At 55.0% G+C, this 26,532-nt stretch carries 20 protein-coding genes and 2 tRNA genes; 9 read left to right on the forward strand and 13 right to left on the reverse strand.

The window, feature by feature from the left end:
- Positions 1–61: 61 nt before the first annotated feature.
- Both fadJ and fadI read right to left on the reverse strand, forming a co-directional pair.
- Positions 62–2,173: a fatty acid oxidation complex subunit alpha FadJ gene (gene fadJ, locus VV869_RS01880; protein ID WP_337733318.1), complete on the reverse strand. Its 2,112-nt coding sequence runs from the start codon at positions 2,171–2,173 to the stop codon at positions 62–64.
- Positions 2,173–3,483 (reverse strand): acetyl-CoA C-acyltransferase FadI, encoded by a 1,311-nt coding sequence (fadI, locus tag VV869_RS01885; protein WP_337733319.1) that lies wholly within the window; start codon positions 3,481–3,483, stop codon positions 2,173–2,175. The genes fadJ and fadI overlap by 1 nt, the downstream gene beginning before the upstream one ends.
- 499 nt (positions 3,484–3,982) lie before the next feature.
- On the opposite strand from fadI, the gene VV869_RS01890 reads away from it, so the two are divergent.
- The 5 genes from VV869_RS01890 (at position 3,983) to VV869_RS01910 (ending at position 9,341) form a co-directional block, all read left to right on the forward strand.
- A complete protein-coding gene (locus tag VV869_RS01890; RefSeq protein WP_337733320.1) occupies positions 3,983–4,555 on the forward strand; it encodes a sigma-70 family RNA polymerase sigma factor in 573 nt (190 codons plus the stop codon).
- Positions 4,542–5,261: a DUF3379 domain-containing protein gene (locus tag VV869_RS01895; RefSeq protein ID WP_337733321.1), complete on the forward strand. Its 720-nt coding sequence runs from the start codon at positions 4,542–4,544 to the stop codon at positions 5,259–5,261. Before VV869_RS01890 ends, VV869_RS01895 begins: the two co-directional genes overlap by 14 nt.
- 278 nt (positions 5,262–5,539) lie before the next feature.
- Positions 5,540–6,775, forward strand: a complete 1,236-nt coding sequence (locus tag VV869_RS01900; RefSeq protein ID WP_337733322.1) for an OmpP1/FadL family transporter — start codon at positions 5,540–5,542, stop codon at positions 6,773–6,775.
- Positions 6,776–7,129: 354 nt separating this feature from the next.
- Positions 7,130–8,440, forward strand: a complete 1,311-nt coding sequence (locus VV869_RS01905) for an outer membrane protein transport protein (protein WP_337733323.1) — start codon at positions 7,130–7,132, stop codon at positions 8,438–8,440.
- 253 nt (positions 8,441–8,693) lie between these two features.
- Complete coding sequence (locus VV869_RS01910) at positions 8,694–9,341, forward strand: trimeric intracellular cation channel family protein (RefSeq protein WP_337733324.1); 648 nt, start codon at positions 8,694–8,696, stop codon at positions 9,339–9,341.
- Positions 9,342–9,424: 83 nt separating this feature from the next.
- Here VV869_RS01910 and aroC read toward each other — a convergent pair whose 3' ends face one another.
- The 9 genes from aroC to VV869_RS01955 form a co-directional block, all read right to left on the reverse strand.
- On the reverse strand, positions 9,425–10,510 hold the full coding sequence (aroC, locus tag VV869_RS01915) for a chorismate synthase (protein ID WP_337733325.1): 1,086 nt from the start codon (positions 10,508–10,510) through the stop codon (positions 9,425–9,427).
- A 233-nt stretch (positions 10,511–10,743) separates the two neighbouring features.
- On the reverse strand, positions 10,744–11,856 hold the full coding sequence (gene rluF, locus VV869_RS01920) for a 23S rRNA pseudouridine(2604) synthase RluF (protein WP_337733326.1): 1,113 nt from the start codon (positions 11,854–11,856) through the stop codon (positions 10,744–10,746).
- 178 nt (positions 11,857–12,034) lie between these two features.
- The gene (locus VV869_RS01925; RefSeq protein ID WP_337733327.1) at positions 12,035–13,360 is read right to left on the reverse strand and encodes a transglycosylase SLT domain-containing protein; all 1,326 of its coding nucleotides are present in this window, start codon (positions 13,358–13,360) and stop codon (positions 12,035–12,037) included.
- 61 nt (positions 13,361–13,421) lie between these two features.
- On the reverse strand, positions 13,422–14,009 hold the full coding sequence (locus VV869_RS01930; RefSeq protein WP_337733463.1) for an LPP20 family lipoprotein: 588 nt from the start codon (positions 14,007–14,009) through the stop codon (positions 13,422–13,424).
- Between the two features lie 37 nt (positions 14,010–14,046).
- Positions 14,047–15,105, reverse strand: coding sequence for a hypothetical protein (locus VV869_RS01935; RefSeq protein ID WP_337733328.1), 1,059 nt, complete (start codon positions 15,103–15,105; stop codon positions 14,047–14,049).
- Positions 15,106–15,128: 23 nt separating this feature from the next.
- Complete coding sequence (locus tag VV869_RS01940) at positions 15,129–16,103, reverse strand: LPP20 family lipoprotein (RefSeq protein WP_261602006.1); 975 nt, start codon at positions 16,101–16,103, stop codon at positions 15,129–15,131.
- Positions 16,104–16,119: 16 nt separating this feature from the next.
- Positions 16,120–16,869 carry an ETEC_3214 domain-containing protein gene (locus tag VV869_RS01945; protein WP_337733329.1) on the reverse strand — a complete coding sequence of 250 codons (750 nt, stop codon included), beginning with the start codon at positions 16,867–16,869 and terminating at the stop codon, positions 16,120–16,122.
- A gap of 482 nt (positions 16,870–17,351) precedes the next feature.
- Entirely contained in the window at positions 17,352–20,480 is a 3,129-nt protein-coding gene (locus VV869_RS01950) for a multidrug efflux RND transporter permease subunit (protein WP_337733330.1), read from the reverse strand.
- A complete protein-coding gene (locus VV869_RS01955; RefSeq protein WP_337733331.1) occupies positions 20,480–21,577 on the reverse strand; it encodes an efflux RND transporter periplasmic adaptor subunit in 1,098 nt (365 codons plus the stop codon). Before VV869_RS01955 ends, VV869_RS01950 begins: the two co-directional genes overlap by 1 nt.
- A gap of 235 nt (positions 21,578–21,812) precedes the next feature.
- On the opposite strand from VV869_RS01955, the gene VV869_RS01960 reads away from it, so the two are divergent.
- The 3 genes from VV869_RS01960 to VV869_RS01970 all read left to right on the forward strand — a co-directional run bounded on the left by VV869_RS01960 (position 21,813) and on the right by VV869_RS01970 (position 23,984).
- Positions 21,813–21,897, forward strand: a tRNA-Tyr gene (locus tag VV869_RS01960).
- An 83-nt stretch (positions 21,898–21,980) separates the two neighbouring features.
- Positions 21,981–22,065, forward strand: a tRNA-Tyr gene (locus VV869_RS01965).
- Between the two features lie 182 nt (positions 22,066–22,247).
- Positions 22,248–23,984, forward strand: a complete 1,737-nt coding sequence (locus VV869_RS01970) for a response regulator (RefSeq protein WP_337733332.1) — start codon at positions 22,248–22,250, stop codon at positions 23,982–23,984.
- Positions 23,985–24,129: 145 nt separating this feature from the next.
- Here VV869_RS01970 and VV869_RS01975 read toward each other — a convergent pair whose 3' ends face one another.
- Positions 24,130–25,092, reverse strand: a complete 963-nt coding sequence (locus VV869_RS01975; protein WP_337733333.1) for a glutathione S-transferase family protein — start codon at positions 25,090–25,092, stop codon at positions 24,130–24,132.
- A 144-nt stretch (positions 25,093–25,236) separates the two neighbouring features.
- A complete protein-coding gene (locus tag VV869_RS01980) occupies positions 25,237–25,485 on the reverse strand; it encodes a GlsB/YeaQ/YmgE family stress response membrane protein (protein WP_337733334.1) in 249 nt (82 codons plus the stop codon).
- A 161-nt stretch (positions 25,486–25,646) separates the two neighbouring features.
- Between VV869_RS01980 and xthA the strand changes: the two genes are divergently transcribed.
- The gene (gene xthA, locus VV869_RS01985; RefSeq protein ID WP_337733335.1) at positions 25,647–26,456 is read left to right on the forward strand and encodes an exodeoxyribonuclease III; all 810 of its coding nucleotides are present in this window, start codon (positions 25,647–25,649) and stop codon (positions 26,454–26,456) included.
- Positions 26,457–26,532 lie beyond the last annotated feature (76 nt).

Genomic DNA, 26,532 nt, shown 5'->3' on the forward strand with positions numbered 1-26,532 from the left:
ACATAAGAAAACGACCTGCACATGCAGGCCGTTTGATTGAGGTCACTTAAAGCTAGACACGTTAATCATAGAAACGCTGGTTTTCGCTGGCCATGGCGACCAGCTTGTCGCACGGCTTGAAGCGCTGACCATATTTATTGGTGTATTCATTGAGTAGCTCGACCACCCGGGCTGCGCCCAGCTGATCCATATACCGGAACGGACCGCCCAGGAACGGTGGGAAACCGATGCCGAAAATCGCCCCGATATCGCCGTCGCGAGGTGAGCGGATCACCCCTTCGTCAAGACAGCGGGCAGCTTCGTTGAGCATCATCAGCGTACAGCGCATTGCGATCGTTTCCGCATCAGCTTTTTTCTCCGGCTGGAGATTCAACAGCTTGTACACGCTCTTATCGACCGACTTCTTCTTGCTGTTATACAGGTAGAAGCCCTTGCCGCTCTTGCGCCCTTTGCGGCCGTCGTTGAGCAGGGTGTCGAACACATCCGGCCCCTGGAAACGATCGCCCAGCTCATTGACCAGGATCGGCATAATTTTCGCGCCGATATCCACGCCGACTTCATCCAGCAGGGTGATCGGGCCGACCGGGAAGCCGAAGTCGAGCAGCGCTGTATCCAGGTGCTCAATCGGCTCACCGCCCAGCAGTACATTGGCCGCTTCATTCATATAAGGCGCCAGGATCCGGTTGACGTAGAATCCGGCTTTATCGCCAACCACAATCGGAGTCTTGCCCTGCTTCTTCGCCAGCGCAACCACGGTCGCCACTGTCTCCGGCGAAGTCCCGGCATGGGGGATCACTTCCACCAGCGGCATTTTCTCGACCGGACTGAAGTAGTGCAGCCCGACGACCTGCGCCGGCCGCTCTGCCGCTTCGGCGATCTGGTGGATCGGCAACGAGGACGTATTGGTGGCAAAAATGGTCTCCGGTTTGGCGTGCTGCTCTATTTCACGCACCATCTGGTGCTTGAGGTTCAGATCTTCAAACACCGCTTCGACCACCACATCAGCATGGTTAAAACCGGTGTAATCCGTGCCACCGGTGATCGACAGCATCTGCTTTTGCAGCTCCGCCTTGCTGATGATGCGGCGTTTGCGCTTTTTATCCAGCAGCTTGTAATTGTAAGCCATGGCATTGAGCAGGCCGTCGTTGGCAATATCTTTGATCCGCACCGGATAGCCGGCTTTCACCGCCGTCACATGGCTGATCCCACCGCCCATCAGGCCGCCGCCAAGCACGCCGACGCGGCGGATGGTCCCCGGCTTAGCCTCGGCTCCGGTCTCTTTTTTCATCGCCGTGGTAGCAAAGAAGATGCTGCGCAGGGCCGCAGATTCCGGCGACATCACCAACTCGCCGAAGCGCTTGGCTTCCAGGCGCAGGCCTTTGTCCCGTCCCGATTGCAGGCCGTACTTGATCACTTCCAGGATCGCATCTGCCGCCGGATAATTGCCGCGGGTCTTCTCGCGGGTTTTCTTTCCTGCCTGATCAAACACCAGCGAGCGGCCCAGCGCATTGCCACCGAGTGCCCACTCCTGGAAGGTATGCTTACGTTTCGGTTTCGGTTTCAGCGCTTGTTGCTCGGCAATGTCGAGCAGAATGCTCAGCGGTACGGACTCATCGACCACGCCCAGTTTTTTCGCTTTCTTGGCGCGCAGTTGCTTGCCGGTCAGGATCATATCCAGCGCATTGGCGACGCCAATCAGACGCGGCAGGCGTTGGGTGCCACCCGAGCCCGGTAACAGGCCCAGCTGGACCTCCGGTAAGCCTAGACGGGTCTTGTCATCATCCGAGCACACCCGGCTGTGACAGGCCAGCGCCAGCTCCAGACCGCCACCCAGACACGGGCCGTGGATCGCCGCAACCACGTGAAACGGCAGCGACTCCAGGGCGTCAAACAGCTCCTGCCCTTTGGTGGCCAGCTGCTCAGCTTCTTCGGCCGTGGTACAGGCGTCCAGCATGCGGATATCGGCCCCGGCAATAAAGTTATCCGGCTTGCCGGAATAGACCACCAGGCCCTTGACGTCGGTCTTGGTTTTCAGCTCAGCCAGCACTTCGGAGACCTGCTCAACAAAGGCGGACTGCAGCGTATTCATTTTCTCTTCCGGCACATCGACCTTCAGCCAGGCCACGCCGTTTTCAGCGTAGGATAAAGAAAATGCGGATGCGTGTTCAGTCATTATTCTGCCTCCAGGATCATTGCAGCGCCCAGGCCTCCTGCGGCACAAGCGGTGTTCAGCGCAAAACCGCCACCACGGCGTTGCAGCTCACGTAAGGTTTGGGTGATCATGCGCGCGCCGGTGGCTGCAAACGGGTGACCGTAGGCAATCGAGCCGCCGAGGACATTGAACTTGTCCATATCAATCTCGCCGATTGCTTGGCTGCGGCCCAGCTTCTCTTCAGCAAATTTCTTCGAGCCGAACATCTTCACGTTGGCCAGGGTCTGCGCCGCAAAGGCTTCGTGCATATCGATCAGGGTCAGATCCGACAGGCTCAGGCCCGCGCGATCCAGTGCCAGCGGCGTGGCGTACGATGGTCCCATCAGCATGTCCTGCTCGACGCCAATCGCAGCAAACGCATAAGAGCGAATGTAACCGAGCGGTTTGAGGCCCAGCTCTTTGGCCCGGCCTTCGCGCATCAGCAAAATCGCCGCCGCACCGTCGGTCAGCGGGGTGGCGTTCGCGGCGGTCACCGAGCCGAACTTGCGGTCAAACGCCGGACGCAGCTTGGCATAAGATTCCAGGCTGGAGTCTTCACGAATGTTATTGTCTTTGTCGATCCACTGGCGGTATGGCTCCGGGAATGCGGTGATCACTTCATCGCGGATCAGACCATCTTTCCAGGCCTGGGCTGCCAGGGTGTGCGAACGGTGTGCCAGTGCGTCCTGTTCCTGCCGGGTGATGCCGTGGGTCTTGGCCATTTGCTCGGCCGTTTGCCCCATGCTCAGGCCCGTCGAATATTCCGCAACCGCAGGCGGTACCGGCATCAGATCTTTCACACTCAGCTTGCTGAGCAACTTGAGGCGCTTGCCCATGGTTTTCGCTTTGCTCAGCGCCAGCAAGGTGGCTGCCAGCTGCTTGGACACCCCAATCGGTAATACGGAAGAGGAATCTGCCCCCCCGGCAATCCCGATATCAATCGTCCCGGAGATGATGCTTTCCGCGACATTGGCGGCCGCCTGAAAGCTGGTGGCACAGGCCCGGGTCACACTGTAGGCATCAGTGCCGATATCCATGCCGGTGCCCAGCACGATTTCCCGGGCAATGTTCGGCGCTTCCGGCATTTGCACCACCTGGCCAAAGACCACCTGCTCAATCAGTTTCGGGTCAAAATCCATTTGTTGCAGCATTTCATTGACGACCATTTTCCCCATATCCAGGGCTGGGACGCCATTAAAAGCCGTGGCCTGGCGGGCGAACGGGGTCCGTAATCCGCTGACAACGGCGATGCGCTCACCCTGACGTGTGGTGAGATTCTGGAGACGTGTCATCGCTACTCCTTTTGATGATTTCAGGGGCACCCAAGGTGCATAACTAGAGGTCAGACCACAATGATTGTAATCAAGTTGTTATTAATTTCAAACAATCGTTTTAGGTTTTGTGGTCAAGGCAGGAATTCGCAGCAGATAAAAAAAAACCATACCGGTGTGGTATGGTTATCAATAGCCGGAAATACATCCGGCTAAGGTATAAGTCAATTAACGTAAAGCCAATTGCAAATCAGGCAAAACCTGATAGGAGAAAGTAAAGTCAGCCTTCAAAAGGAAGTTGTCATCTTGCTCAACAGACAGTAATCATCAACTTCAGACCCAGATAAAAGCCGGAACTGTAATCCATGCTTACTATCAGATGACGTGAACTACTATAACTTTCCTGTGTCGATACAATTTGAACCAGATCAATTTTAGGGCTGATAATCTGATGATTCCTGGTCACACGTATCACGAGAAGAACCATGCACACCCGTGACATTTTTGGATAGGCATACCTATGATGAAGCAATTTTTCCGAAAGAAAAAAGCGGATGCCTCGGTCTCTGTAGACATGAATAAACAAAGACGCTACGAAGCCCTGGTCAGAGCCTGGCATCGGGACTTATATCGCTACGCCTACTGGTTGTGCCATGATCCTCACATCGCGGAAGATCTGGTACAGGAGACCTGTTTGCGCGCCTGGCGATCACTCGACAGCCTGCAAGATGATCAAGCCGCGAAGTCCTGGCTGATCACGATTTTGCGCCGGGAAAACGCCAGACGATTCGAACGCAAACAACTGGACCTCGTTGATATTGATGATTACGCCATCGCAGACACCAAGCATCAGGGGGGCGACCTCGATGCCGAGCAACAACTCCTGCACCGGGAGATCATGAAGCTGACACCCGAGTACCGCGAGCCATTAGTGTTGCAAGTCATGGCGGGATTCAGCGGTGATGAAATCGCCGAGATCCTCGACCTCAATCGCAACACCGTGATGACACGCTTGTTTCGCGCCAGGAACCAGTTAAAAGAGCAAATTGAAAAATTATCCGAACGGAGGGGTCAACACAATGGACGATCTTGAATTCCGTCGTCGTCTCCTGGCCGATCCGAATGACAACAGCCAGGAAATGCTTGCCGCCAAAAACGCTTCACCTGCCAATCGCCAGCTGACGGATGAATTGCTGCAGTTAGATGCCAAACTGGACCAACTCCTTAAAGTCGATGTTCCGGACGATTTGGCTGATCGGATCCTGTTCCACCAGTCCGGACAACCGGAAAATAGCCGCAGCAAAATACGCTTTCATTTTGCGATTGCCGCCTCGATTGCCTTTGTGTTTGGTCTGTTTCTTGGCCAGTTTCATCAGCAATTTCTACCGGGCAGTGCCCAGGGCGCCGATGTCATCGCCCAAACCGCACTGGAGCATATTTACAATGAGGCACCGTTTGTCGAGCATGTAGACGAGTCCGTGTCCCTGCAACAGGTCAATGCCAAACTCACCCCGTTTGGCTCCGAGCTGACCGAGCTCGGGACGCATGTCTATTATGTCAATCACTGCGGTTTCGGCGGTAAAAATGCCCTGCATATGGTCATGGCCGGCCAAGGCGGCAAAGTGACGGTGTTTGTCGTCCCGGAAAAAAGTCCGGCGGTCACTGCGTTTAACGACAACAAATTGCAAGGTGTCGTGATACCCCTTCAAGAAACCAGCTTGATCGTGGTCGGAAACAAAGGACAAGACGTGATGCCAATTGCCAAACGGTTAAAATCTGACCTACAGCAAAAAATCTAACAAATTCGGTAACACTTTTGGCGGAAACCGGCGACGTTCGCTGCCGGTTTCCGACCAAATCCAAACAAATCCTTTCCTATCAAAGAGTTAATAGCTTGACTTTTACTCTCCACCGCCTTCCAACGGTATTCCTACCCGGATATCACATTGGATGTGACTGAATTTTATCTGATTCTTAAACTGGTCTGATTTGCTCCCTCAAGCTGCCCCCCTACAATCTCGCGCCTCTGCCGTTCGCAGCAGAAAATAACGATAATATGTTTGGAAAAACAACAAATATGAACAAGAAGCGTCTGTTTACAAAATCAGTAGTGGCCATGGCGGTTGCCGTGTCCTCACAACAAGCCCTGGCAGCGGGCTTCCAGCTTAATGCCCAATCGGCCACCGGTCTGGGCCGAGCCTTTGCCGGTGATGCAGTGATTGCCGACAATGCATCTGCGATGGCACGAAATGCCGCGGCCATGTCGCTGTTTGATGCGCCAGCCCTGTCGCTGGGTATCAACGCCATCGATACGGACATTGAAGTCAAAAACACCACCTACAGCCAGGTACTGCCGCTGGGCGACTCGCAGGTCGGTGACACATCCTACGCGCCAAACATCTACTACATCCACCCGATCAATGACAAATGGACCGTCGGTACCGGCCTTTACTCAAACTTCGGCACCAAAACCGAGTTCGGCGATAACTTTGCCGGCAACGAATTTGGCGGCTCAACCGATGTGAAAAGCATCAACCTGGCGCTGAGCACTGCTTACCGCATCAACCAAGCCTGGAGTGTGGGGGCCGGTCTGGATGTGATCTACGGTGAAGGCAAGCTCAAGCGCACCAACAAAAAACTGGAAGCTGGCATCGCCCAAAAGATTGGGGTTCAAGGTCCCCTGCTGGACATCGATGCAGACGGCTTTGCGTTGGGTTGGAACGTCGGTACGGTTTATGAGTACAACGACAACAACCGCTTCGGCCTGTCCTACCGTTACAGCCCGGACCTGAAAGCGAAAGGCGACATGCAATACCAACTGGGTGGCGGCGATATCAGTCATGAGAAACTGATCATGCCACTGCCGGATATGGCGGAATTCTCTGGCTTTCACCAGCTGAACGAGAAATTTGCCGTGCACTACAGCGTTCAGTGGATCAACTGGAGCGAGTTCAGCCAGCTGGAAACCAGCGGCAATAAAGTCCTGAACCGCTATGAGTGGCAAGACGGCTGGCACTACGCGCTGGGCGGCACTTACACCATGAACAAAGACTGGACGCTGCGCGCCGGTTACATGTTCGACACCAGCGCTCAGGATCAACGGACATCAATCTCTGTTCCGGATTCAGACCGTCAGTGGCTCTCCGGCGGCTTTACCTACCACCTGGACACTAAGTCGAACATTGATGTCGGTGTCACCTACCTGATGGGTAAAGATGTGGAAGCGGTTGAAACCAACGGCACCACCTCAGTGAACGCGACAACGCGCGCCAATGCCCTGCTGTACGGCGTTCAGTACAGCCGTTCGTTCTAATTCAGCGAACAAAAGCATGACATGAATACCAGGGGAGCATGATGCTCCCCTTTTTATTGCTGTTATAACCCCATGAAACATAAAGCTAACTTTTACCCATCAACCGTAACCTACCACAGCAAGAGACATTTCAGTGAACAGTGCGTCGCTGAAACCCGCCAATAACAGCACAGGCGTTCGCTGAAATCACATCCGACCAGATCGAAAAGTCTATTTTGTACCAGATGTAAAGCCAAAATCTCGCAAAATCACAGTCATAAACACTAAACCATGGTGATTTCACAAGAAGTATTTAAAGCAATCACTCTAGACCGTATGATCGACGGCATCAAATTTCAGCGAACATTCAGACTGATGAACAAAAATAAAATTACACTTTCTTTAGCCGCTGCGCTGGCCCTGGGCTTTAGCGCCAATACGACTGCTGCCGGTTTCCAGCTGGCCGAATACTCAGCCACCGGCCTGGGCCGTGCATTTGCAGGTGAAGCCGCGATGGCCGACAACGCCAGCGCGCAATTCCGCAACCCGGCAATGCTGACATACCTGCAAGGGACGCAAATCTCGACCGGCGCTATTTATGTTGACCCCAATATTGATGTCAAAGGCGATCTGTCCATCGCAGGCCAGAAAGTTGCCACCACAGAAGCCAAAGACATTGCTCACTCAGCAGTGATTCCGAACTTTTACCTCTCTCACCAACTCAATGATCAGCTGACTGCCGGTCTGGCAATCGCCACCAACTACGGCATGGAAACCGAGCTGGGCGGCGACTTCTACGCCACTCTGTTTGGCAACCAGGCTATGATTAAGACGGTCGAAATCAACCCGAACCTGGCCTATAAGATCAACGACCAGTTCAGCATTGGCGGCGGTGTTCGATACGTCATGGGTGAAGGCCACTTTGGCGCTGCGCTGCCTAACTCTCTGCCTGCCACTCTGACGCCGATGCTGCAAAGCAATCCGAGACTAGCCGCCATGTTCGGTCAACTACGCGGTCAGGATCTGAAATACATGGAAGGGGATGACACGGCTTGGGGCTGGCAACTGGGTACCGCTTGGCAAATCTCTCCGAGTCACCGGGTTGGTGTCAATTATCGCTCGGCAGTTGACCTGACTCTGTCTGGTGAAGCATCTGGCGTACTGTATGGCGCCACCCGCCCTGGTAGTATGGATCTGACGCTGCCTGCAACCGCAGAACTCTCCAGCTTCCATCAGCTAAGCGACAAATTCGCGATTCATACCAGCCTGAACTGGACTGACTGGAGCAGCTTCGACAAGCTTGAAGCAACGATCCCTTCTTACTCTGCAGCACCAGATCTGATTAAAGAAGAAAACTGGGAAGATAACTACCGCATTGCCCTGGGTGCAACTTATCAGTACACAAACAAGCTGGCTCTGCGTACCGGGATTGCTTACGACACATCGGCAGTCAACGACAAGCACCGTACCCAAACCATTCCTGAAACTGACCGGACTTGGTTAAGTCTGGGTGCCGGCTACCAGTGGTCATCAAAACTGAGCTTTGATGCAGGCTTTACCTATATCTTTGCCAAAGATGCCTCAATGGAAGAATCTGAGAACATCGGAAACATCCCGGTCTCCTTTAAAGGTGAAACAAGCGGCAGCGTATGGTTGCTGGGTCTTCAGGCCAACTACCGTTTCTAACCAATTGTTAACGCCGCCGGCCCCCGGGTCTGCTGCGTTCATAACCAAAGCGGGCGCAAACGCAGCGCCCGCTTTGCTTTTTGGCCTCACAACCCCGGTCTCGGCCATTATTCCCCAATCCACAAGACGCTTTTTTCGCCCAAAGCATTAATTGAATTCATCTAACACGATAAACCTTTCATTCGACGTCACATATTTCGCTCCATACAATCGAAACCTGTTTAGCCTTCTTTCTATTTCATCAATTATTCTCATGCTATTAACAATACTGTACCTCATCGGCATTACGGCGGAAGCCATGACCGGCGCACTGGCAGCCGGTAAGCGTCATATGGACTGGTTCGGCGTGATGCTGGTCGCCAGCGCCACGGCAATCGGCGGCGGCACGGTCCGCGATATTCTGCTGGGTCACTATCCGCTCGGCTGGGTGGAAAACCCGCACTATCTGGCCATCACCTGTCTGGCCGGATTGCTCACAACCCTAATCGCGCCGCAGGTCGTCCGCTTTCATAGGGTGTTTGTATTGCTCGATTCACTGGGGTTAATTGTCTTTAGCATTATCGGCTGCCGGGTGGCCATGGATATGGGACTCTCGCCGTTGATCTGTGTGGTGGCCGCGGTGGTGACCGGGGTCTTCGGTGGCCTGCTGCGGGATCTGATCTGTCGCCGCCCACCGATGGTCCTGCACAAAGAACTGTATGCCTCGGTCGCATTTCTGGCGGGCGGGATGTACTACACGCTGATGTTTGTTGCCGTGCCGGAGCTGATTGCAACCGTGGCCACGCTGGTGCTGGGGTTCGTGATCCGCATGGCGGCGGTGCAGTTTGGCTGGCGCCTGCCGGTGTTCAGCTTGGAAGACACTGAAGCCGTGGCGCAGAAAAAAGCCGAAAGCCAGGGCTGACGCTCCTTTCAGAACCAGCGACAAAAAAAGCGAGGTGCCGGGCACCTCGCTTTTTTGTGTTCAGAAACTGCCGAAACTACGGTTTAGATTTTCGGTGTTTCGGTTACCACATCGCTATTCTGACCACGATGGCGCAGCAGGTGATCCATCAGGGTAATGGCCAGCATCGCTTCGGCAATCGGCACGGCGCGGATCCCGACACAAGGGTCGTGGCGGCCTTTGGTGACCACTTCCACTGTCTCGCCCTGGCGGTTAATCGACTCACCCGGTACCGTGATACTGGATGTGGGTTTCAACGCCAGATGCGCCACAATATCCTGACCGGATGAGATCCCGCCCAGCACGCCACCGGCATGATTGGTTTTAAAGCCATTCGGCGTCATTTCGTCACGGTGCTCGCTGCCGCGCTGCTGCACCACATCAAAGCCGTCACCGATCTCCACACCTTTGACCGCATTGATGCTCATCAGGGAGTGGGCAATATCCGCATCCAGACGATCAAACACCGGCTCCCCTAAGCCAACCGGCACATGGCGGGCAACCACGGTCAGCTTGGCGCCAATCGAATCCCCTTCTTTCTTCAGCTTGCGGATCAGCTCATCCAGGGCGTCCACTTTAGAGGCATCCGGACAGAAGAAAGCGTTTTGTTCAATCTGGCGCCAGTCGACCTGCTCAATTTTGACGTCTCCCATTTGTGAGAGGTAGGCCTGAATTTCAATGCCGTGGACCTGCTTGAGGTACTTTTTCGCCACGGCACCGGCGGCGACCCGCATCGCAGTTTCCCGGGCCGAGGAACGACCGCCGCCGCGATAATCACGGACCCCGTATTTCTGGTGGTAGGTGTAATCCGCATGTCCCGGACGGAACGTGTCTTTGATGTTGGAATAATCTTTGGAGCGCTGATCGGTATTTTCAATCAGCAAGCCGATGGATGTCCCGGTGGTTTGCCCTTCAAACACGCCAGACAGGATTTTCACCTCGTCCGGCTCTCGGCGCTGGGTGGTGTACTTGGATGTGCCCGGACGGCGGCGATCCAGGTCATGCTGCATATCTGCTTCGGTCAGCGCCAGTCCCGGCGGACAACCATCAATAATACAGCCCAGGGCCAGGCCGTGGCTTTCACCAAAGGTGGTGACGCGAAAAAGTTGTCCTATCGTATTGCCTGCCATGACTTCCTCTGTGTAATGCCGATCCCCTTCCCCCGGCTCAGTCTGTTCTGAGCGGGTCTGATCGCAAAAATATTAGATGAATACATAGTGCAAATTCATCCACCTGAATGCAAGACGCAATTGGCGGAATATTCATGCCTTTCGCGCTCACCGGGAAACGGTACGAAAAAGCCCCATCACCACGAAGGGCAATGGGGCTTGAATAAGCAGTCGACTCGCCGATCACCAGCGCATTATGACTCTTTCTTTGACTTCCACTTCTTGATCCCGCTGGACGTGCCTTGCGGGCGGCGGGACGACTCGGCCGAATCGCGGCCCGGCTGCTGATGCCCCGGTTGCTTGCCACGGTTCGGGCGGCTGTTCGCACGATGACCGTCACGGCTGTCGCTGCGCGCACCACTTCGGGCACCACCGCGCTCATCGCGATCGCCACTGCGGCGCTGGCGGTTAAACTCGCCCTTGCCGCTGTAAGTTTTGTAGGTCACTTTTCCGTCCTGGCGCTGGCGATCCTGCTGACGGCTGTCAAACAGTTTAGCGTCGGTCGCTTTTTGAATCGCGCCGCCCTGGTTGTCAACCTGAGAGGCTTCTTCCGTGCCGCTTGAATCGGCGATCAGGCGATGGATCTCCGCCACTTCCTCGTCGTTCAGGTAACGCCACTTGCCATTTGGCAGGCCATCGATGCTGATATTCATGATCCGCACCCGGCGCAGTTTAAACACGTCGTAACCGAGCGCTTCACACATCCGGCGGATTTGGCGGTTCAGGCCCTGCGTCAGCACAATCCGAAATGAATAGGTCGTTTCCTTGGTGACTTTACACGGCAGTGTAACGGTGTCGAGGATCTCGACGCCGGACGCCATTTGGTCCAAAAACGCCTGGGTGATCGGCTTGTCGACCCGCACCACGTATTCCTTCTCGTGCGAGTTCCCGGCCCGGAGGATTTTGTTGACGATATCCCCATCATTGGTCAGGAAGATCAGACCGTCAGACGGCTTATCCAACCGGCCAATCGGGAAGATCCGCTTACGGTGGCCAATAAAATCAATGATGTTGTCTTTGACATGGCGCTCGGTGGTGCAAGTGATCCCGGTCGGCTTGTTTAACGCGATATAAATCGGTTTTTCTTTGCTGCGCAGCGGCTTGTCATCCACCAGAACTTCATCGCCCGGCTGAACTTTCATCCCCATTTCCGGCAGTTGACCGTTGATGGTGACGCGTCCCTGATCAATCAGCTTGTCTGCCTCCCGGCGTGAGCAAAAGCCTGAATCACTGATGTATTTATTTAAACGAACGCCCCCTGCCGGTGCGGCAGAATTGGCGGTTGGGTGAGGCTGATTTTGAGACATGAGGTTCTTCTACACTAAGCGTTTCGCAACGCGATCAAGGTTCGTCGTTCGGGTGTTGCCGGCTATTTTACCAACACCCGGCCTACGGAGGAAAGCAAAAGGCAAAATAAAGGCCTGCGAGCCCCTGAAACGCACCGTGCCGCCCAAGGGCGGCACGGTGACATCACTGGCGCACACGTCAGGCGCTGTGCTGGTACAATGAAATCCGGCCGGTGACCTTCTTCAGGTAGTTCTTGGTTTCATCGTACGGCAGATCCGCCATCAACTTGTCGTAGACCTGCTGTGGGGTCAGGCTATTGATGATCTTGGCCGCTTTGCGAATATTCCGTGAGCCGTCCGGGTTAAAGGCCTTGGCCACGTTCCCGGCGCCGGTGTTATACGCCGCAATGGTGCAGTACAACCGGCTTTGCTCATTGGTGATGGATTTGAGATAGCTCTTGTCCAGGATGTTGAGGTAGGCGGTGCCGGTTTCAACATTGACGTCCGCCACATACAGCTCTGACGGTTGCATCGGTTCGTTCTTCTGACGGATCCGCGCGTTGACGTCATGACCTGCGGTCGTCGGCACAATCTGCATCAGACCGTACGCCGGGATCGGCGATTTGGCTTTCGGGTTAAAGCTCGACTCTGAGTGCATAATTGCCATCACCAGCGCTGCCGGGACGTCAAAACGCTCGCTCTCTTCCTCGGCAAACGCGACATATTTGGCTGCACGCTTGCCAATGCCGTTCTCCGGCAATTGGATCCGGTACTCCACCACTTTCTTGGTGGTCAGCGACGCTGCTTTCTCCCGGGCCTCATCATAGGTGGCTTCCAGGCTGGCCAGACGTGTTTTGGTCTCTTCAACCAGTTGCTCTTTCTGCTTCACCGCCACGGACTCGGCGATCTCAGGCCGGATCCCCGGCATCTTGGCCACCACGGCTTCAGATTCTTTGTCAATTTCCTGCAACTGGGCACGGGCTTGCTCAATCACTGCTTTTTTCGCGGCTTTTTCCGCAGCTTTCGAATAATCGACCGTGGTTTCAACAATGTTACCCTTTGGTAATTTGCCTTGCTGGTCAACGACATCAGCCAGTGTCGAGCCGGTTTTCGCCACGGCTGCGGCTGCGGCTTGCTTCACCTGCGCCGCCGCTTGCTCCGGGGTTGCATGCTGATCGACCAGGACCGAAATCGTGGCTTGGTTATTTTCCAGATCGACGACGGTGCGGGTGCTTTTATCGTCGCTGTAATCCACGGTGACCAACGGCTCCGAGAGTAACCCCTCTCCCCATTCGGCAATCACTTCAGCCCGGTAAGCATCATATTCGGCCAGATAAGCTTTACGCCACTGGGCGTATTCCGCCAGGCGCGCAGCGACAAACTGTTCGTACTCTTTGTCGATCTCAGTCTGTGACTTATTGATCTCAGCAACGGAGTCATTCAGTTCGGCGAACGGGTCCGTATTGGCTTGCAACGGGGCAGCAAGCAGCAAGGCACAACACCAGGCTAATCGTGATAGCTTCATACGTTATTCCTTCTCTCAAATAAAAAGGGCTACTGACGTAGCCCTCAATCTTGTTTAACGATTAAAGCATCGAATCCAATGCTTTTTGCAGACTCTCTTCTGCTTTCTTGTCGTTAAACTGCTTCCAAAGGCCAGAATCCTTATCGGCCGCTGCTTCTACCACCATCGCAACGTTGCGCTCATAGGTTGCCTGATCCATACCCACCAAGGTATACAGGCCGCCACCCGGACTGCTGGTCGACACAATCACGCGGCTGTTGCTCAGTGTACGACTGCTGACATTCTTTGTCACCGACTGGAATTGCTCATTCACCGTCTCGCTGACCGATTCGTTGGTTGAAGCAACTTCAGCCGTCATCGCTTGTTTGAACATCGTGTTGACGTTGGTTTCAAACTGCTCGGCCAGACGCTTGCGGGCATCGTTGGTCGCGATGGTGCGCATCACGCTCATCCCGGCTGCGCTTTTCTTGGCATAGCCGACGCTACCCATCGCAATCCCTTCCGGCATCACATCACATACCCACTTCGGTGCTTCGTGCTGAACCGCATCCGGGTAGTAACATGCCATCGACTGAACGTCGTTGACCGTGTTCGACTGACACCCTGCCAGTCCCATGACCAACATGGTGGTCATCAGTGTTTTTTTCATCATGTGAGATCAACCCATTTCAAGGCGTAATTGCCGATTAAGAACCTTTTTTGCTAAATGCTTCGTACGCTTCCCAACAAATGTTACGGAACGGCTCAATCAGATCGTTACAACCGCTTTCAAAACGGGCTTCAACCAGATCGCCGCGCTGGATTTTCATCACGTTCTTATCATCAACACCGATCCAAGAGTAGGTCGGCTTGATACCGTGACGGTTATCTTCATCCGCAGTCTGACCTTCGCCAATCGGATAGTATTCAATCACTTCCGTGCCGTCAGCCAACTGAACTTTTTCAGCGGTCGAGATTTCAACTTTTTGCTCCGGGCGAATACCCTGGTTTTCACCCATGTTGACCCGAACCATAGCGCCGTACTCTTCACACTGGCGCAGCTCTTCAACCGTGCCGCTCGGCGCGAACTGGTTCAGCAGATCATCATTGCGGTTGACCGCATTTTTTGCTGCCTCTTCAACCAGGCGCTTGTACTGACTTTCCAAAATCGGACAGTCTGAATTCGGGCGCTTCTGTTCAAACGTGCTCAGCTCGCGACCGCTGATTTCAATGCGGTTCACAACTTCCATGCTCGGCAGAGCAACGACTTTCACCACCCCTTCCACAGTAGCCGTGAAGGTACACTCCGCCGGAGTGTAATGACGATCACCATCGTCATCGACTTTGGTTTCTTCATCGGTGAAGGAGTACTTCATGTTTGATGAACGCACTTCAGCCAGGACCGCATAATCAGCAATCGCCACACCCGAGGTGTTGATACGACCACTTTGCTCTGCCAGTTTGATCTCTTGCTTCAGTTTCCCGGCCAGAGAGCGATCAACCAGCTTGGCACCGGACTGGTCCACCTGGCCTTCCAGACGATGCTGGAAGGCATTTGCCATAGTGCGCGGATAATCAATCCCGCTGGCCACATCAACCGGCAGGACAATCGCCTTTTTCGCTTGTGAAGTCGCCACCTTGATTTCACTTTGCGGAATATTAATAGCGGTGCTGGCGTGACAGATCCCTTCCGGTGCATCTGGCAGGCTCTTACAGCCTGTCATCAACGCAGCAATGCTTACCGCTAATAATGCTTTTTTTGACATAACCTTTATCCAATTATTACGTGTTATAAAACACCCAAAAAGTGCCAAAGTCCTTGTTCACTCATTTGGGCTGAAAAATGACGGGAAGCTCCTTCTTTAGATAATTTGTAATTAGAAATGGAGTTCCCGCTGGCAATCACTTCACGACTTGCGGTTGTTTTCCCGCGTTTGTTTTGAATCGTGAGATCAGCGATCACCGTTGAAATATACGCATCACCTACTTTGCTCTGGCGCCACTGGGTATCCAGATTGAGGATATGGGTGGCTTTGCCGGTGCTGGTGACCGTGGCAATGTGTTCCGCTGCCAGGTGCTGCTCGATAAACCCTTTCATCCAGCGGTCATCCTTTTGAGTCACCACCTTAAACTGAATTTGATCTTTCACCGCCTGCAGGGTGCGCTCCAGCGTATTCACCTGCTCAGTGACCGGGTGCGCCTGATCGGCCCCATCACTGACGGCCAGCAGCATCGCCTGGCGGGTCAGTACTTTGTCCTTCAGCGCCTGGACATCCCGGTGCTTGAGCCACCACAACAGGGGATCAGCATGGTTGCGGCTGAGCAGGGCGGTTTTGACATCTTCCGCAATCTGCGTCAGCTCACGCTGCAGCTGGGTCTGCACGGTCGCTTTGTTGATGGTTGCTTCAACATAGTAAATACCGTCGACCCGTTCCTGGCGGGGATAATCCACCCCGTTTAAGACCACCGGAGCCGTCTTCACATTGACCCGGAAATCATTGACCGCCTGGTAATTTTCATCCCCGTTTAACTCACGCAGCACCTGGCGCTGATAACCGGAAGACTCGACCTGGGTCCACAACCGCTCATTGAGCTGACTCATGGCCATACGTTGTGCCGCCGACAAACTACCCCCGTGCCCTACGGCATAGAGTTGATGGTTGGTTTCCTGAGTGGGTGTCAGCACCCACTCAGGCGTTGATGTTGACTGACACGCAGACAACATCAGGGCGCCCGACAGCGCCAGCATGGCTTTCATGTTCATGATTCACCCGAATTGATTAACGAAAAAAAGCAGTAAACTCGAACTGCGTCAGCAAAGCTTCAGCCATGATTTCCGGTGCGATTTCAGACAGGGCAAACGCATTCGGCACCTGCTGGCGTAGTGGTTTTAACGCCTCCGCCTGCACATCCGAGCCCATATTCAACTGATGGTTGAGCGACTGAATGGCCTGCTTCGCCGGCTGGGCCATCTGACCGTAGTCCACCGTGGCCAGCAGCAGGTTATAGAACATGGCATTGCGTCCCAGGGTGTGAGACTCGGCGTAGTAATCCAGGTTACCAAAGTCGGTAAAGTAGCGCTCAAACTCCGTGTCCTGGCTATTCATCGGCGTGTCTTGCAGATTCAGTTCGGTATAAGGAACAGCTGCTGAGAAGCTGTCAGTCAGGGCAACCACGCTGTAGCCCACCACCCGCTCCGCTTTCACGGCAACTGTCAGGAGGTACTTATCCTGGCCGTAATAAAAGAAATTCACCGCCGGATCGATTTTGGAAGGTTTCGACGCCTGAGCAACGCCCATTAATGATTGAAGGTAATCATGAGTCTGCCCGACTTTAATTTGGTCAAGCTGTTCGTATTCAAGTTCATTGGTGAAATTCGTAATCACGGATTCATAAATGACTTCGACAGCATCCTTGGTGTCATTCCACTGCCCCAGTGACAACATAATGGCGACCACCGCAAATGCAATACTCTGCATTTTTACCCACAGGTTCGGTGATGCCTCAACAGCCAACTCTTCGCTTTGCATAGCTAATCTTACGCCAATATATGAGAAACAAGATAAGGAGGGTTCCAAAACTTTTGGAATCAATCATTTATATTATTGGGGGGATATCCCATATTCAACAACACGTGTGCGCACCCGATCACACTTCAAACAAATGAATCAACAAGAGCTCAATAATCAACCTATTTATTCATACTTATTTTCAAATTCATCAGGTTCCTGCCATTGCAATTTCAGGTTAGCGGCCTCATCCATTCATCATGTCGGTGGTTCCATGACACACAATTGATTCTCATAATGGATAGCGGGATCTAAAATCCGGCCGAAATACCCAGCCGACGCTCGGATTCCGACCGATGAAATAGATACTTAAAACGAATAAATATAAGCCATAGAAAGTTGAGCGCTGCGGCTGAAATAACCCCAGCTCCAATTTTGAGGAACAATAAGCGTCAAAAAACCGCCACTCGGGCGGTTTTTTAGGGTGCTTCTGAGGGCTGCGATTAGCCAGCGGCATCCTCGTTGACCTGAGACGGCGATTGCCGATCCCGGTACAGCGCTTTCTCCAGTTGATCCGCCACGTAACCCGGGGAATGGGTCCCGGCAGACATCAGGCGGTACATCGCCGGGATCACCACCAGGGTCACCAAGGTGGCAAAGGCCATGCCGAAGAACACCACAGTCCCGACCGCAATCCGGCTTTCAGCTCCGGCACCACTGGAAAGGATCAGCGGCACAGAGCCGAACAAAGTGGTAAAAGCTGTCATCAGGATCGGCCGCAGACGCCGCTCAGCCGCATCAACAATCGCCTGTTCAAAGGCCACGCCCTTGTCGCGCAACTGGTTGGCAAACTCAACAATCAGGATCCCGTTTTTGGTGACCATACCAATCAGCATGATCATCCCAATCTGGCTATAGATGTTCATACTCTGATCCAGCATCAGCATGCCGGCCAGCCCGCCGAATACCCCCATCGGCACAGTCAGCATCACCACCATCGGGTTGATGAAGCTCTCGAACTGCGCTGCCAGCACCAGATAAGCCACCAGCAATGCCAGACCGAACACCAGCAGGATGCTGCTCTGGTTTTCGCGGTAGTCTTTCGACTCACCGGCATAGTCAATCAGGATATCACTCGGCAACATTGCCAGCGCCTGCGCATCGAGATAATCGAGCGCCTCACCCAGGGTGTAGCCCGGCATCAGGTTGGCCGACAGGGTGATCGACTTTTGCTTGCGGTTATGGCTCAGCCGCTGCGCCGAGGCCACTTCCTCAACACTGGCGACCGATTCCAGAGTGATCAACTGCCCGGTCTTGGTTCGCACATAGATCTGGCTCAGATCTGCTGCATTATTAAAGCTGCTTTCATCGCCCCGCAGATACACGTCATATTCTTCGCCGCGATCGACAAAGGTCGTTTCCGTGCGTCCGCCCAGCATGATTTCCAGCGTTTCGGCAATATCGGCGACCGGGATCCCCAGCTCCGCAGCCCGCTGCCGGTTGACCGACACCACCAGCTCCGGTGTGGTTTCAGCGTAATCCAGATCCGCCCCTTCCATCATTGGGCTCTCTTCCGCCAGGATTTGCAGCTTGCTGGCCCATTGGAACAGTTCCTGATAGTCCGCGCCGTTGAGCACGAACTGCACCGGCTCTGAAGAGCCGCCGCCAAATCCAGGCGTAAAGGCCCAGACCCGGATATCCGGGATCCCCTGCAGGGCTTTGCGCACCTGCGCCAGCGCCTCATCGGCGCTCACGCTCCGCTTCTCCCAGGGCTCCAACGGCATGATCACAAAGCCGGTCTGGTCGCTGGCCCGGCCGCCGAACGCCGGGGTCTGGATCGACAGGGATTTGATCACCCCGTTCCCGACCATCGGCAACAACCGGCTTTCAACCGCTTCTACATTGGTGACCATCCGGTTGTAGCTGGTGCCTTCGGCGCCTTTGACAAAGGCCAGGATCACCCCGCGATCTTCCTGCGGCGTTAACTGCGACGGCACCGACTGCATCATCCAGAAGCTCAGGCCGACAAAGGCCACTACAATCAGCGGCGCCCCGTAACGATAGCGCACCGCCGCACTGACCCAGGTGCGATACCCGGCTTCCAGCCGTCCGAAAAACCGATCGACAGCGAGATTAAACCGACTCGGTTTGGCATTGGCCTTGAGCAGCTTGCTGCCCAGCACCGGACTCAGGGTCAGGGCCACCACCGACGAGAAGATGACCGCGACCGCCAGCAACACCGCGAACTCGGTAAACAACGGCCCGACCATGCCGTCCATAAAGGAGATCGGCAAAAACACCATCACCAACACGGCCGTGGTTGCCACCACGGCAAATCCCACTTCCCGGGTGCCTTTAAAGGCTGCCAACAGCGGCGGCTCTCCCCGTTCGATATGGTGGTAAATGTTTTCAACCACCACGATGGCATCATCAACCACCAGGCCAATCGCCAGGATCAGCGCCATCAAGGTCAACAGGTTGATCGAAAAGCCCAGGAAATAAGCCACCATAAAGGCGGAGATCAGAGAGACCGGCACCGTCACCGCCGGGATCAGCGTCGCCCGGGCCTGGCCGATGAAGATATACAGCACCAGCACCACCAGGGCGCCGGTGATCATCAGGGTGCTGTAAACCTCCTGGATCGACCGGTCAATAAACACCGTCGAGTCATAATCCACATAAAGGGAGGTTCCTTCCGGCAGGAAGCGCTGCATCCGATCCACTTCGGCATAAACGGCATCGGCGACATCCAACGGATTGGCATCGGTCATGGTCACCATCCCGAGACTCAGGTTCGCCACCCCGTTATTCTTGAACGTCGCATTTTCGTTTTGCGCCCCGATCGCCACATCGGCCACGTCCTTGAGGTAGATCGGTGTGCCGTCCGCAGCTTTGCGTACCATCAGATACTGAAAGTCATCCGTGTTACGATACAACCGCGCGGTGCGGACCGACATGGTAGTGGTATCATTGCGCACCACCCCGCCTGGCAGCTCGACATTTTCGTCATTCAGGGCATCGACAATATCTTTGGTGGTCACGCCCCGCCCGGCCATCTGCTCCGGCTTGAGCTTGATGTACATCACCCGATACAGCGCCCCGTACAACTCCACCGAGCTGACGCCGTTGATCAGGTTGAAGCGATCCACCAGCACCCGCTCGGCGTAATCCGTCAGCTGGGCCCGGTCCATCACACTGGAAATCAGGTTGACATAGACCGCGACTTCGCCCGAACCGTTATCTTTCGAGACCACCGGCTCGGTCGCTTCATCCGGCAAACTGCGGCGGGCCCGGGACACGGCATCGCGCACATCGCTGACCCCTTCGGTCAGATCCCAGCCCATTTCGAATTCGATGGAAATCCGTGACGAGCCATTGCGGGTGGTTGAAGTGATCCGTTCAATCCCGCTGATCCCCGACAGCTGATCTTCCAGCACCGTGGTGACCCGGCTCTCCATAATCGAAGCCGACGCACCGGTATAGCGCGTGCTGACACTGATCACCGGGTTTTCCACATCCGGCATTTCACGAACGGATAGCTTGCTGAACGACACCATACCGAAAATACACAACAACAGGCTGAGCACCACGGCCACCACCGGCCGTTTCACTGAAACATCCGATAACCACATCAGGCTTTCTCTCCGTGTTGCTGCCCGGTCTGCGCTGCCGGAGCCACAGTGAGATCATTCACCTGCGCGCCGTCCTGCATGTTCACCAGCCCCTGCACCACAATCCGATCGCCAACTTTGATCCCGGATTTGATCACCACTTCATTGTCAACCCGTGTGCCCAGCGTCACTTCCGTGCGCCGGGCTTTGCCGGCTTCATCCACCAGGTAAACAAAGCGTTTGGTGCCGGAATACTCCAGCGCCTGCACCGGCACAATGGCCGCCTCTCGCGGCATAAACCCGAGCCGGGCTGCCATCAGCATCCCCGGCTTCAGCTTGCGATCCGGGTTGTCGAACCGGACCCGCACCCGAATATTGAGCGAATCAGACTGGACCCGCGAGTCAATGGCCTGAATTTCCCCGGTAAACGTAACCCCCGGCCAAGCCTGGCTGGTTGCCGTGACAGCCATCCCTTCGCGCAGGAACGACAGGTATTGCTCCGGCACCTGAATATCCAGCCGCATGGTCGACAAATCATCAAAAGAAAACAGCTCGCTGCCGACGGTCAGCATATGGCCCGGGCTGAAATCAATCAGCCCGACCGTACCGGCAAACGGCGCCCGGACCGCATGATCATCCAGCACAGCCTTCGCCGCTTTCAGCCGCGCTTCGGCAATCGTCACACTCGCCAGTTGGGCATCCAGCTCGGTCTGGGTCACGGCACCGCGTTTCACCAGGCTCTGATATTCCCGGTATTTCCGCTTTTCATTGCTCAGGTAAGCGCGGGCTTCTTCAAAGGCCGCCTGCGCTTTGGCATCGTCCAATTGCACCAGCAGTGCCCCCTTGGCCACCTGGTGATTCGCACTCACCGCAATCAGCGCGACTTTCGCAGACACCTCGGTGGCAATATTGACCGAGCGCTGGGCTGCCAGTTTCCCAACCAAAGACAAAGACTCCTGAATCGGATGGGCCACCACGGCCTGCGTGGTCACCGGGATCTGACGGCTCCCCTTTGACGGCGCCGGCGCTTCCGCCGCCTGACTGCTCTGCTGCCAGTACAACAGGCCGCCACCAGAGAGCGCTGTCGTGACCAGCGCAGCAACAAGTATTTTCTTCATGTTAAAAACCGCTTCTAGAATTCTGAGCAAATCATACCCAAATCCGGCCCTGAGCAGGGTAAAGAAATGTAAAGTAAAGCAATTAAGCGTTTATAAGTGAGGGAGATAGCGAATACAACTCGATTTTATGTTTTGTCTCTCAACAAGATGATGAAAATACCAGCAGCCAGTGAAGTTTTCTTTGGAAAAAGGTTTACAGCCCCCAAATGTTTGCTATTATCCGCACCGCACTTGTGGAGGGGTTCCCGAGTGGCCAAAGGGAGCAGACTGTAAATCTGCCGGCTCCGCCTTCGATGGTTCGAATCCGTCCCCCTCCACCATTTTTCTTGAAAGCCGTTCCTTATCTGGTGTAAGGTACGTCTTTCTGATAAAACAAGCGCATCGCTTGTTGACAGAACCCTGTGGAGGGGTTCCCGAGTGGCCAAAGGGAGCAGACTGTAAATCTGCCGGCTCCGCCTTCGATGGTTCGAATCCGTCCCCCTCCACCATCATTCCAAGCCAACTGCATCGCAGTTGGCTTTTTTTATGGCCGCTTGTCGGTCCTTGCCACCATCACTTCAACATTTCACCACAATATTCTCTTCCTCTCTTTATTGAGACAGGTCTTTTGAAACCCACCCCCTAGGCTGAATATACTGAACCAACTATACGCTTGCGCGGAGAGATCAGGATGAGCCTGGATCAGAAACGGCAGTCTGAGCAGCCGGGGAAAAGACAAAAAATACTGATCATTGACGATCAACGCTCGGCAGCACTGTGCCTGAAAGGATTGCTTCAGCAATTGGGGGAATTTCGGGTCGATACCGCGCACACCTACCAGCAGGCTCTCGATCGCTGCCAGCAGACCCACTATGATCTCTTGTTTGTCGACTATCATCTGACCCATGGCTTTAATGGGTTTGAATTGATCAGCCTGTTGCGAAAGCGCAACTACCTTTCCGCGTTGTCAGGTCTGATCATGATGTCCGGCGACAGCTCGCTGGAAGTGATCCTCACCTCCATGGCGGCCGAGCCAGACAGTTTCCTCACCAAGCCGCTCGCTCTGGCACCGCTAAAAACCAAACTTGCCGAAGTCCGGTCAGCCATGCAGGCACGGGCGCCAATCTACCGCACGCTACTGCGAACCGGGCTCCCGGCCGCGATTGCCTGCTGCCGACAACAGTTGCAGCAATCCGGACACGATCCGAAACTCGAAAGCCTGTTGCTGGATCTGCTCATCACCGCCCGCCAGTGGCCTGCGGTCGCCCAGCTGATCTCGCAGCTGAAGCACTATCCGCCAACCCACAAAACCTTGCTGGCAGAAGCCCGTCTGCTGCACCATCAGGGCCAGCGAAAACAAGCCATCCGGTTGCTGGAGCAACTCCTGCATCGCTCGCCACTGATTATCGAAGCCTACGATTACCTGTCTCATTACCAGGAAGAGAATCAGCAGTATTACGATGCGCTGAAAACCGCCGAAACCGCGCTGGCTTTTACCCCGGGGATCAGCCACCGGGCGCTCACCGCCGCCCAGCTGGCGGCCGACCTTAACCGGCATGAAGATTTACTGGCCGCCGGACGGACACTGGCAGACAAGTTGCCGATCATGGATATCAGCTGGATCATCTGCTTTGCCGAATTTACCGCGATTTTCGAGAAGCTTTACTTTGCCCAACCGTCCGGCAGTTTACGCCGCCAGCTCCGCCAAGCGCTGGAGAGCATCCACCGCCGGGCACTCCGGCGCGTTACCCCGTTTCAGGCCCCGTTTCTGATCAGCTTTGGTCATCTCACCGGGTGCCGCCTGCTACTGGGCAACGCCGGCTCACTCCTCGCCATCCGTAAAGCCCGGCGGCGACTAATGATTGGGCTCGCCCCCCACTTCAATACCATGAGCCGCCTGCCGTCCGTCATGCTGGCGGATGCCTTACCGGCGCTGGCGCATTTCGGCGAAACCCGGCTGATTGGCGACATCTGCCGCGCCCTTAAAGTGCGGGATCAATTTGATGGTCACAGTCGCCACCGCCTGGATGAGATCAAAGCGGATCCGCTGGTGGGCCAGGCCGTGAAAGACCTGGAGCGCCGACTGAACCTGGGATTTCAGGCCATGACCGACGCGCCGGATGTTGCGTTGATGACCTACGAGCAAATCTTGAGGGAATATCCGCTGTGCAGCGAAGCACATCTGGGACGGCTGGATTGCCTGGTGCGACTGGGCGCAGAGCAACAGCCCAAACTGCGCCGCAGCCTGAACCTGATCACCGATTGCCCGCTCCCCACCGAGCTGCACCAATGGCGCAAGCGGCTCCTGCATCAGCTCATCACGCCCGACCCGGCGTCCCCCATTTGGCTACGTCGGCTCGGCCTGTCCTACCTGCGGCGAACCGTACGCTACGGCGAACTCCTGGCGCCTGCAGCCATGGCCAGCTAAGATCTGCGCCCGTCCCCTGCGGTCCGGGAGCGATCGACTACAGGAGCTATCAACGACAGAATCGCCCTATTTCAGGAGCGAGCCATTTCAGAAGCGCTCACGAACAGGAACGCTCACTAACAACAGTCATCGCTTCTAGGGGAACTTATCGATCATCGCGACCATGGGGTGAATGGAGATCCAGCGCCGGACCTTTCGGCACAATCCCGGTCGGGTTAATCATATGATGGCTGAAATAATAGTGCCGCTTGATATGGTCAAAATTGACCGTCTCTTCAACGCCCGGGAACTGATACAACTCTTTTAAATACCCCTGCAGGTGCCGGTAATCCGCAATACGCTGACGATTGCACTTAAAGTGCCCCACATATACAGCGTCAAACCGGATCAAGGTGGTAAAGAGCCGCCAATCCGCTTCGGTCAGAGTGCTGCCGGTGAGATAGCGATGGGTCGCCAGGTGCGCATCCACTTTGTCCAGCGCAGCAAACAACGCATCAAAAGCCTGCTCATAGGCTTCTTGGGTAGTGGCAAAGCCACAACGGTAAACACCATTATTGATCGCCGGGTAGATAAAAGAATTCCAGTGGTCAATCTCATCCTGGAGCGACGGCGGATAGAAATCCGCTGTATTGCCGGTCAGATGATTGAAGGCCGTGTTCAGCATCCGGATGATTTCTGATGATTCATTGCTGACAATGGTCTGCGTCTGCTTATCCCACAACACCGGCACCGTTACCCGGCCGGTGTAATCCACTTTGGCCATGGTGTAGAGCTGATGCAGGTATGCGAAACCATTGATGGGCTCAGGCTTGTCAAACACCCAGCCTTTCTCCCGCATGTCCGGACTGACCACAGTGACCCCGATATGCGGCGCCAACCCCTTCAACTGACGAACAATCAGCGTACGGTGGGCCCACGGACAAGCCAGGGAAACATATAAATGATACCGCCCGGATTCAGCCGGAAAGCCCCGCTGTCCGGCCGGACCGGGACCACCATCCACCGTCAGCCAGTGGCGAAAGCCGGCATCTTCGCGAACGAATGCTCCGTCACTGGCCTCAGTGTCGTACCAGACATCCTGCCAAACCCCTCTGACTAATTTCCCCATCGTGCAGCCCTCCTGAAACATGAATGCATTCGATTATAGGCAGGCCTGCCATCTGTGTCGGCCAGGGCATTTCGAGCATGATCGTCAAATTTTCCGAATAAGCTTCAACTGGATGGACGCATTCGCTGTATCTGCGATTCAGTCTCAGCGCAGAAATTTGTTGTAGATAAACAGCAGGATCAGCGCCCCGAGGGTTGCGGTGATCAGGCTGCCGATATTCACCCCGGTCGCCGGTCCGAGACCGATAAAGGTCCCCACCCAACCGCCGACAAAGGCCCCGGCGATCCCCAAAGCGATGGTTGCCAGCCAGCCGCCGCCGTCTTTGCCCGGCATCAGCCATTTCGCCAGCGCCCCGGCAATCAGTCCGAGAATAATCCAGGATAAAAAGCCCATGCTGTGACCTCATCTAGTGAGCAATCCCCTCAACAGCATAGTCAATGAGCCCCGCAGCCACCAGCGCATCACGGTTCATTGCCGCTTCGCATCTGTGCTACTATCGGCGTTTGCCACGGGGATCCCCCTGTTTCCCAAGCTAAATTACGGAACCAGCATTAATGAAAGTAATCTCGTTCAACATCAACGGACTTCGCGCCCGCCTGCATCAACTCCAGGCGGTGATCGACAAACACCAGCCGGATGTGATCGGTCTTCAGGAAATCAAAGTTCATGATGAAGCCTTCCCGCTCGAAGACGTCGAAGCCATGGGCTACAAGGTGTATTTCCACGGCCAGAAAGCCCATTACGGGGTCGCCATGCTGTGCAAGCAGGCCCCTGTGGAAGTGAAACGCGGTTTTCCGACCGACGATGAAGATGCCCAGCGCCGGATGATTATGGCGACGTTCGAGCAGGCGAACGGCAAAAAAGTGACCGTCCTGAACGGCTACTTCCCGCAAGGCGACAATGTCAGCCACGAAACCAAGTTCCCGGCCAAAGAAAAATTCTATGCGGATCTGATGACTTACCTCAATGGCCATCACAGCAATGACGAAGATCTGATTGTGATGGGCGACATCAACATCAGCCCTATCGATCTGGATATCGGGATCGGCGACGCCAATGCCAAACGCTGGCTGAAAACCGGTAAATGTTCATTCCAGCCAATCGAGCGGGAATGGCTCAAGACCCTGATGGACTGGGGCTTTGTCGATACCTTCCGCCAGCTGCATCCGGAAGTTTCGGATCAGTTTTCCTGGTTCGACTACCGCTCACGCGGCTTTGACGACAACCGCGGTCTGCGCATTGATGTGGTGCTGGCCACCCCAGCCCTGGCACAGCGCTGTACGGAAGCCGGAATTGACTATGAACTGCGCGGGATCGAGAAACCGTCCGACCATGCGCCGATCTGGTCGACGTTCAGCGTCTAAGCGACAGTAACAGAAAGAAAAACAAAAACAGCGACCGCCGGGCAGCCAACCGCGGCGCGACTCGATCAAAAACGCC

Source organism: Photobacterium sp. MCCC 1A19761 (genome assembly GCF_037389125.1).
Taxonomy (GTDB): Bacteria; Pseudomonadota; Gammaproteobacteria; order Enterobacterales; family Vibrionaceae; genus Photobacterium.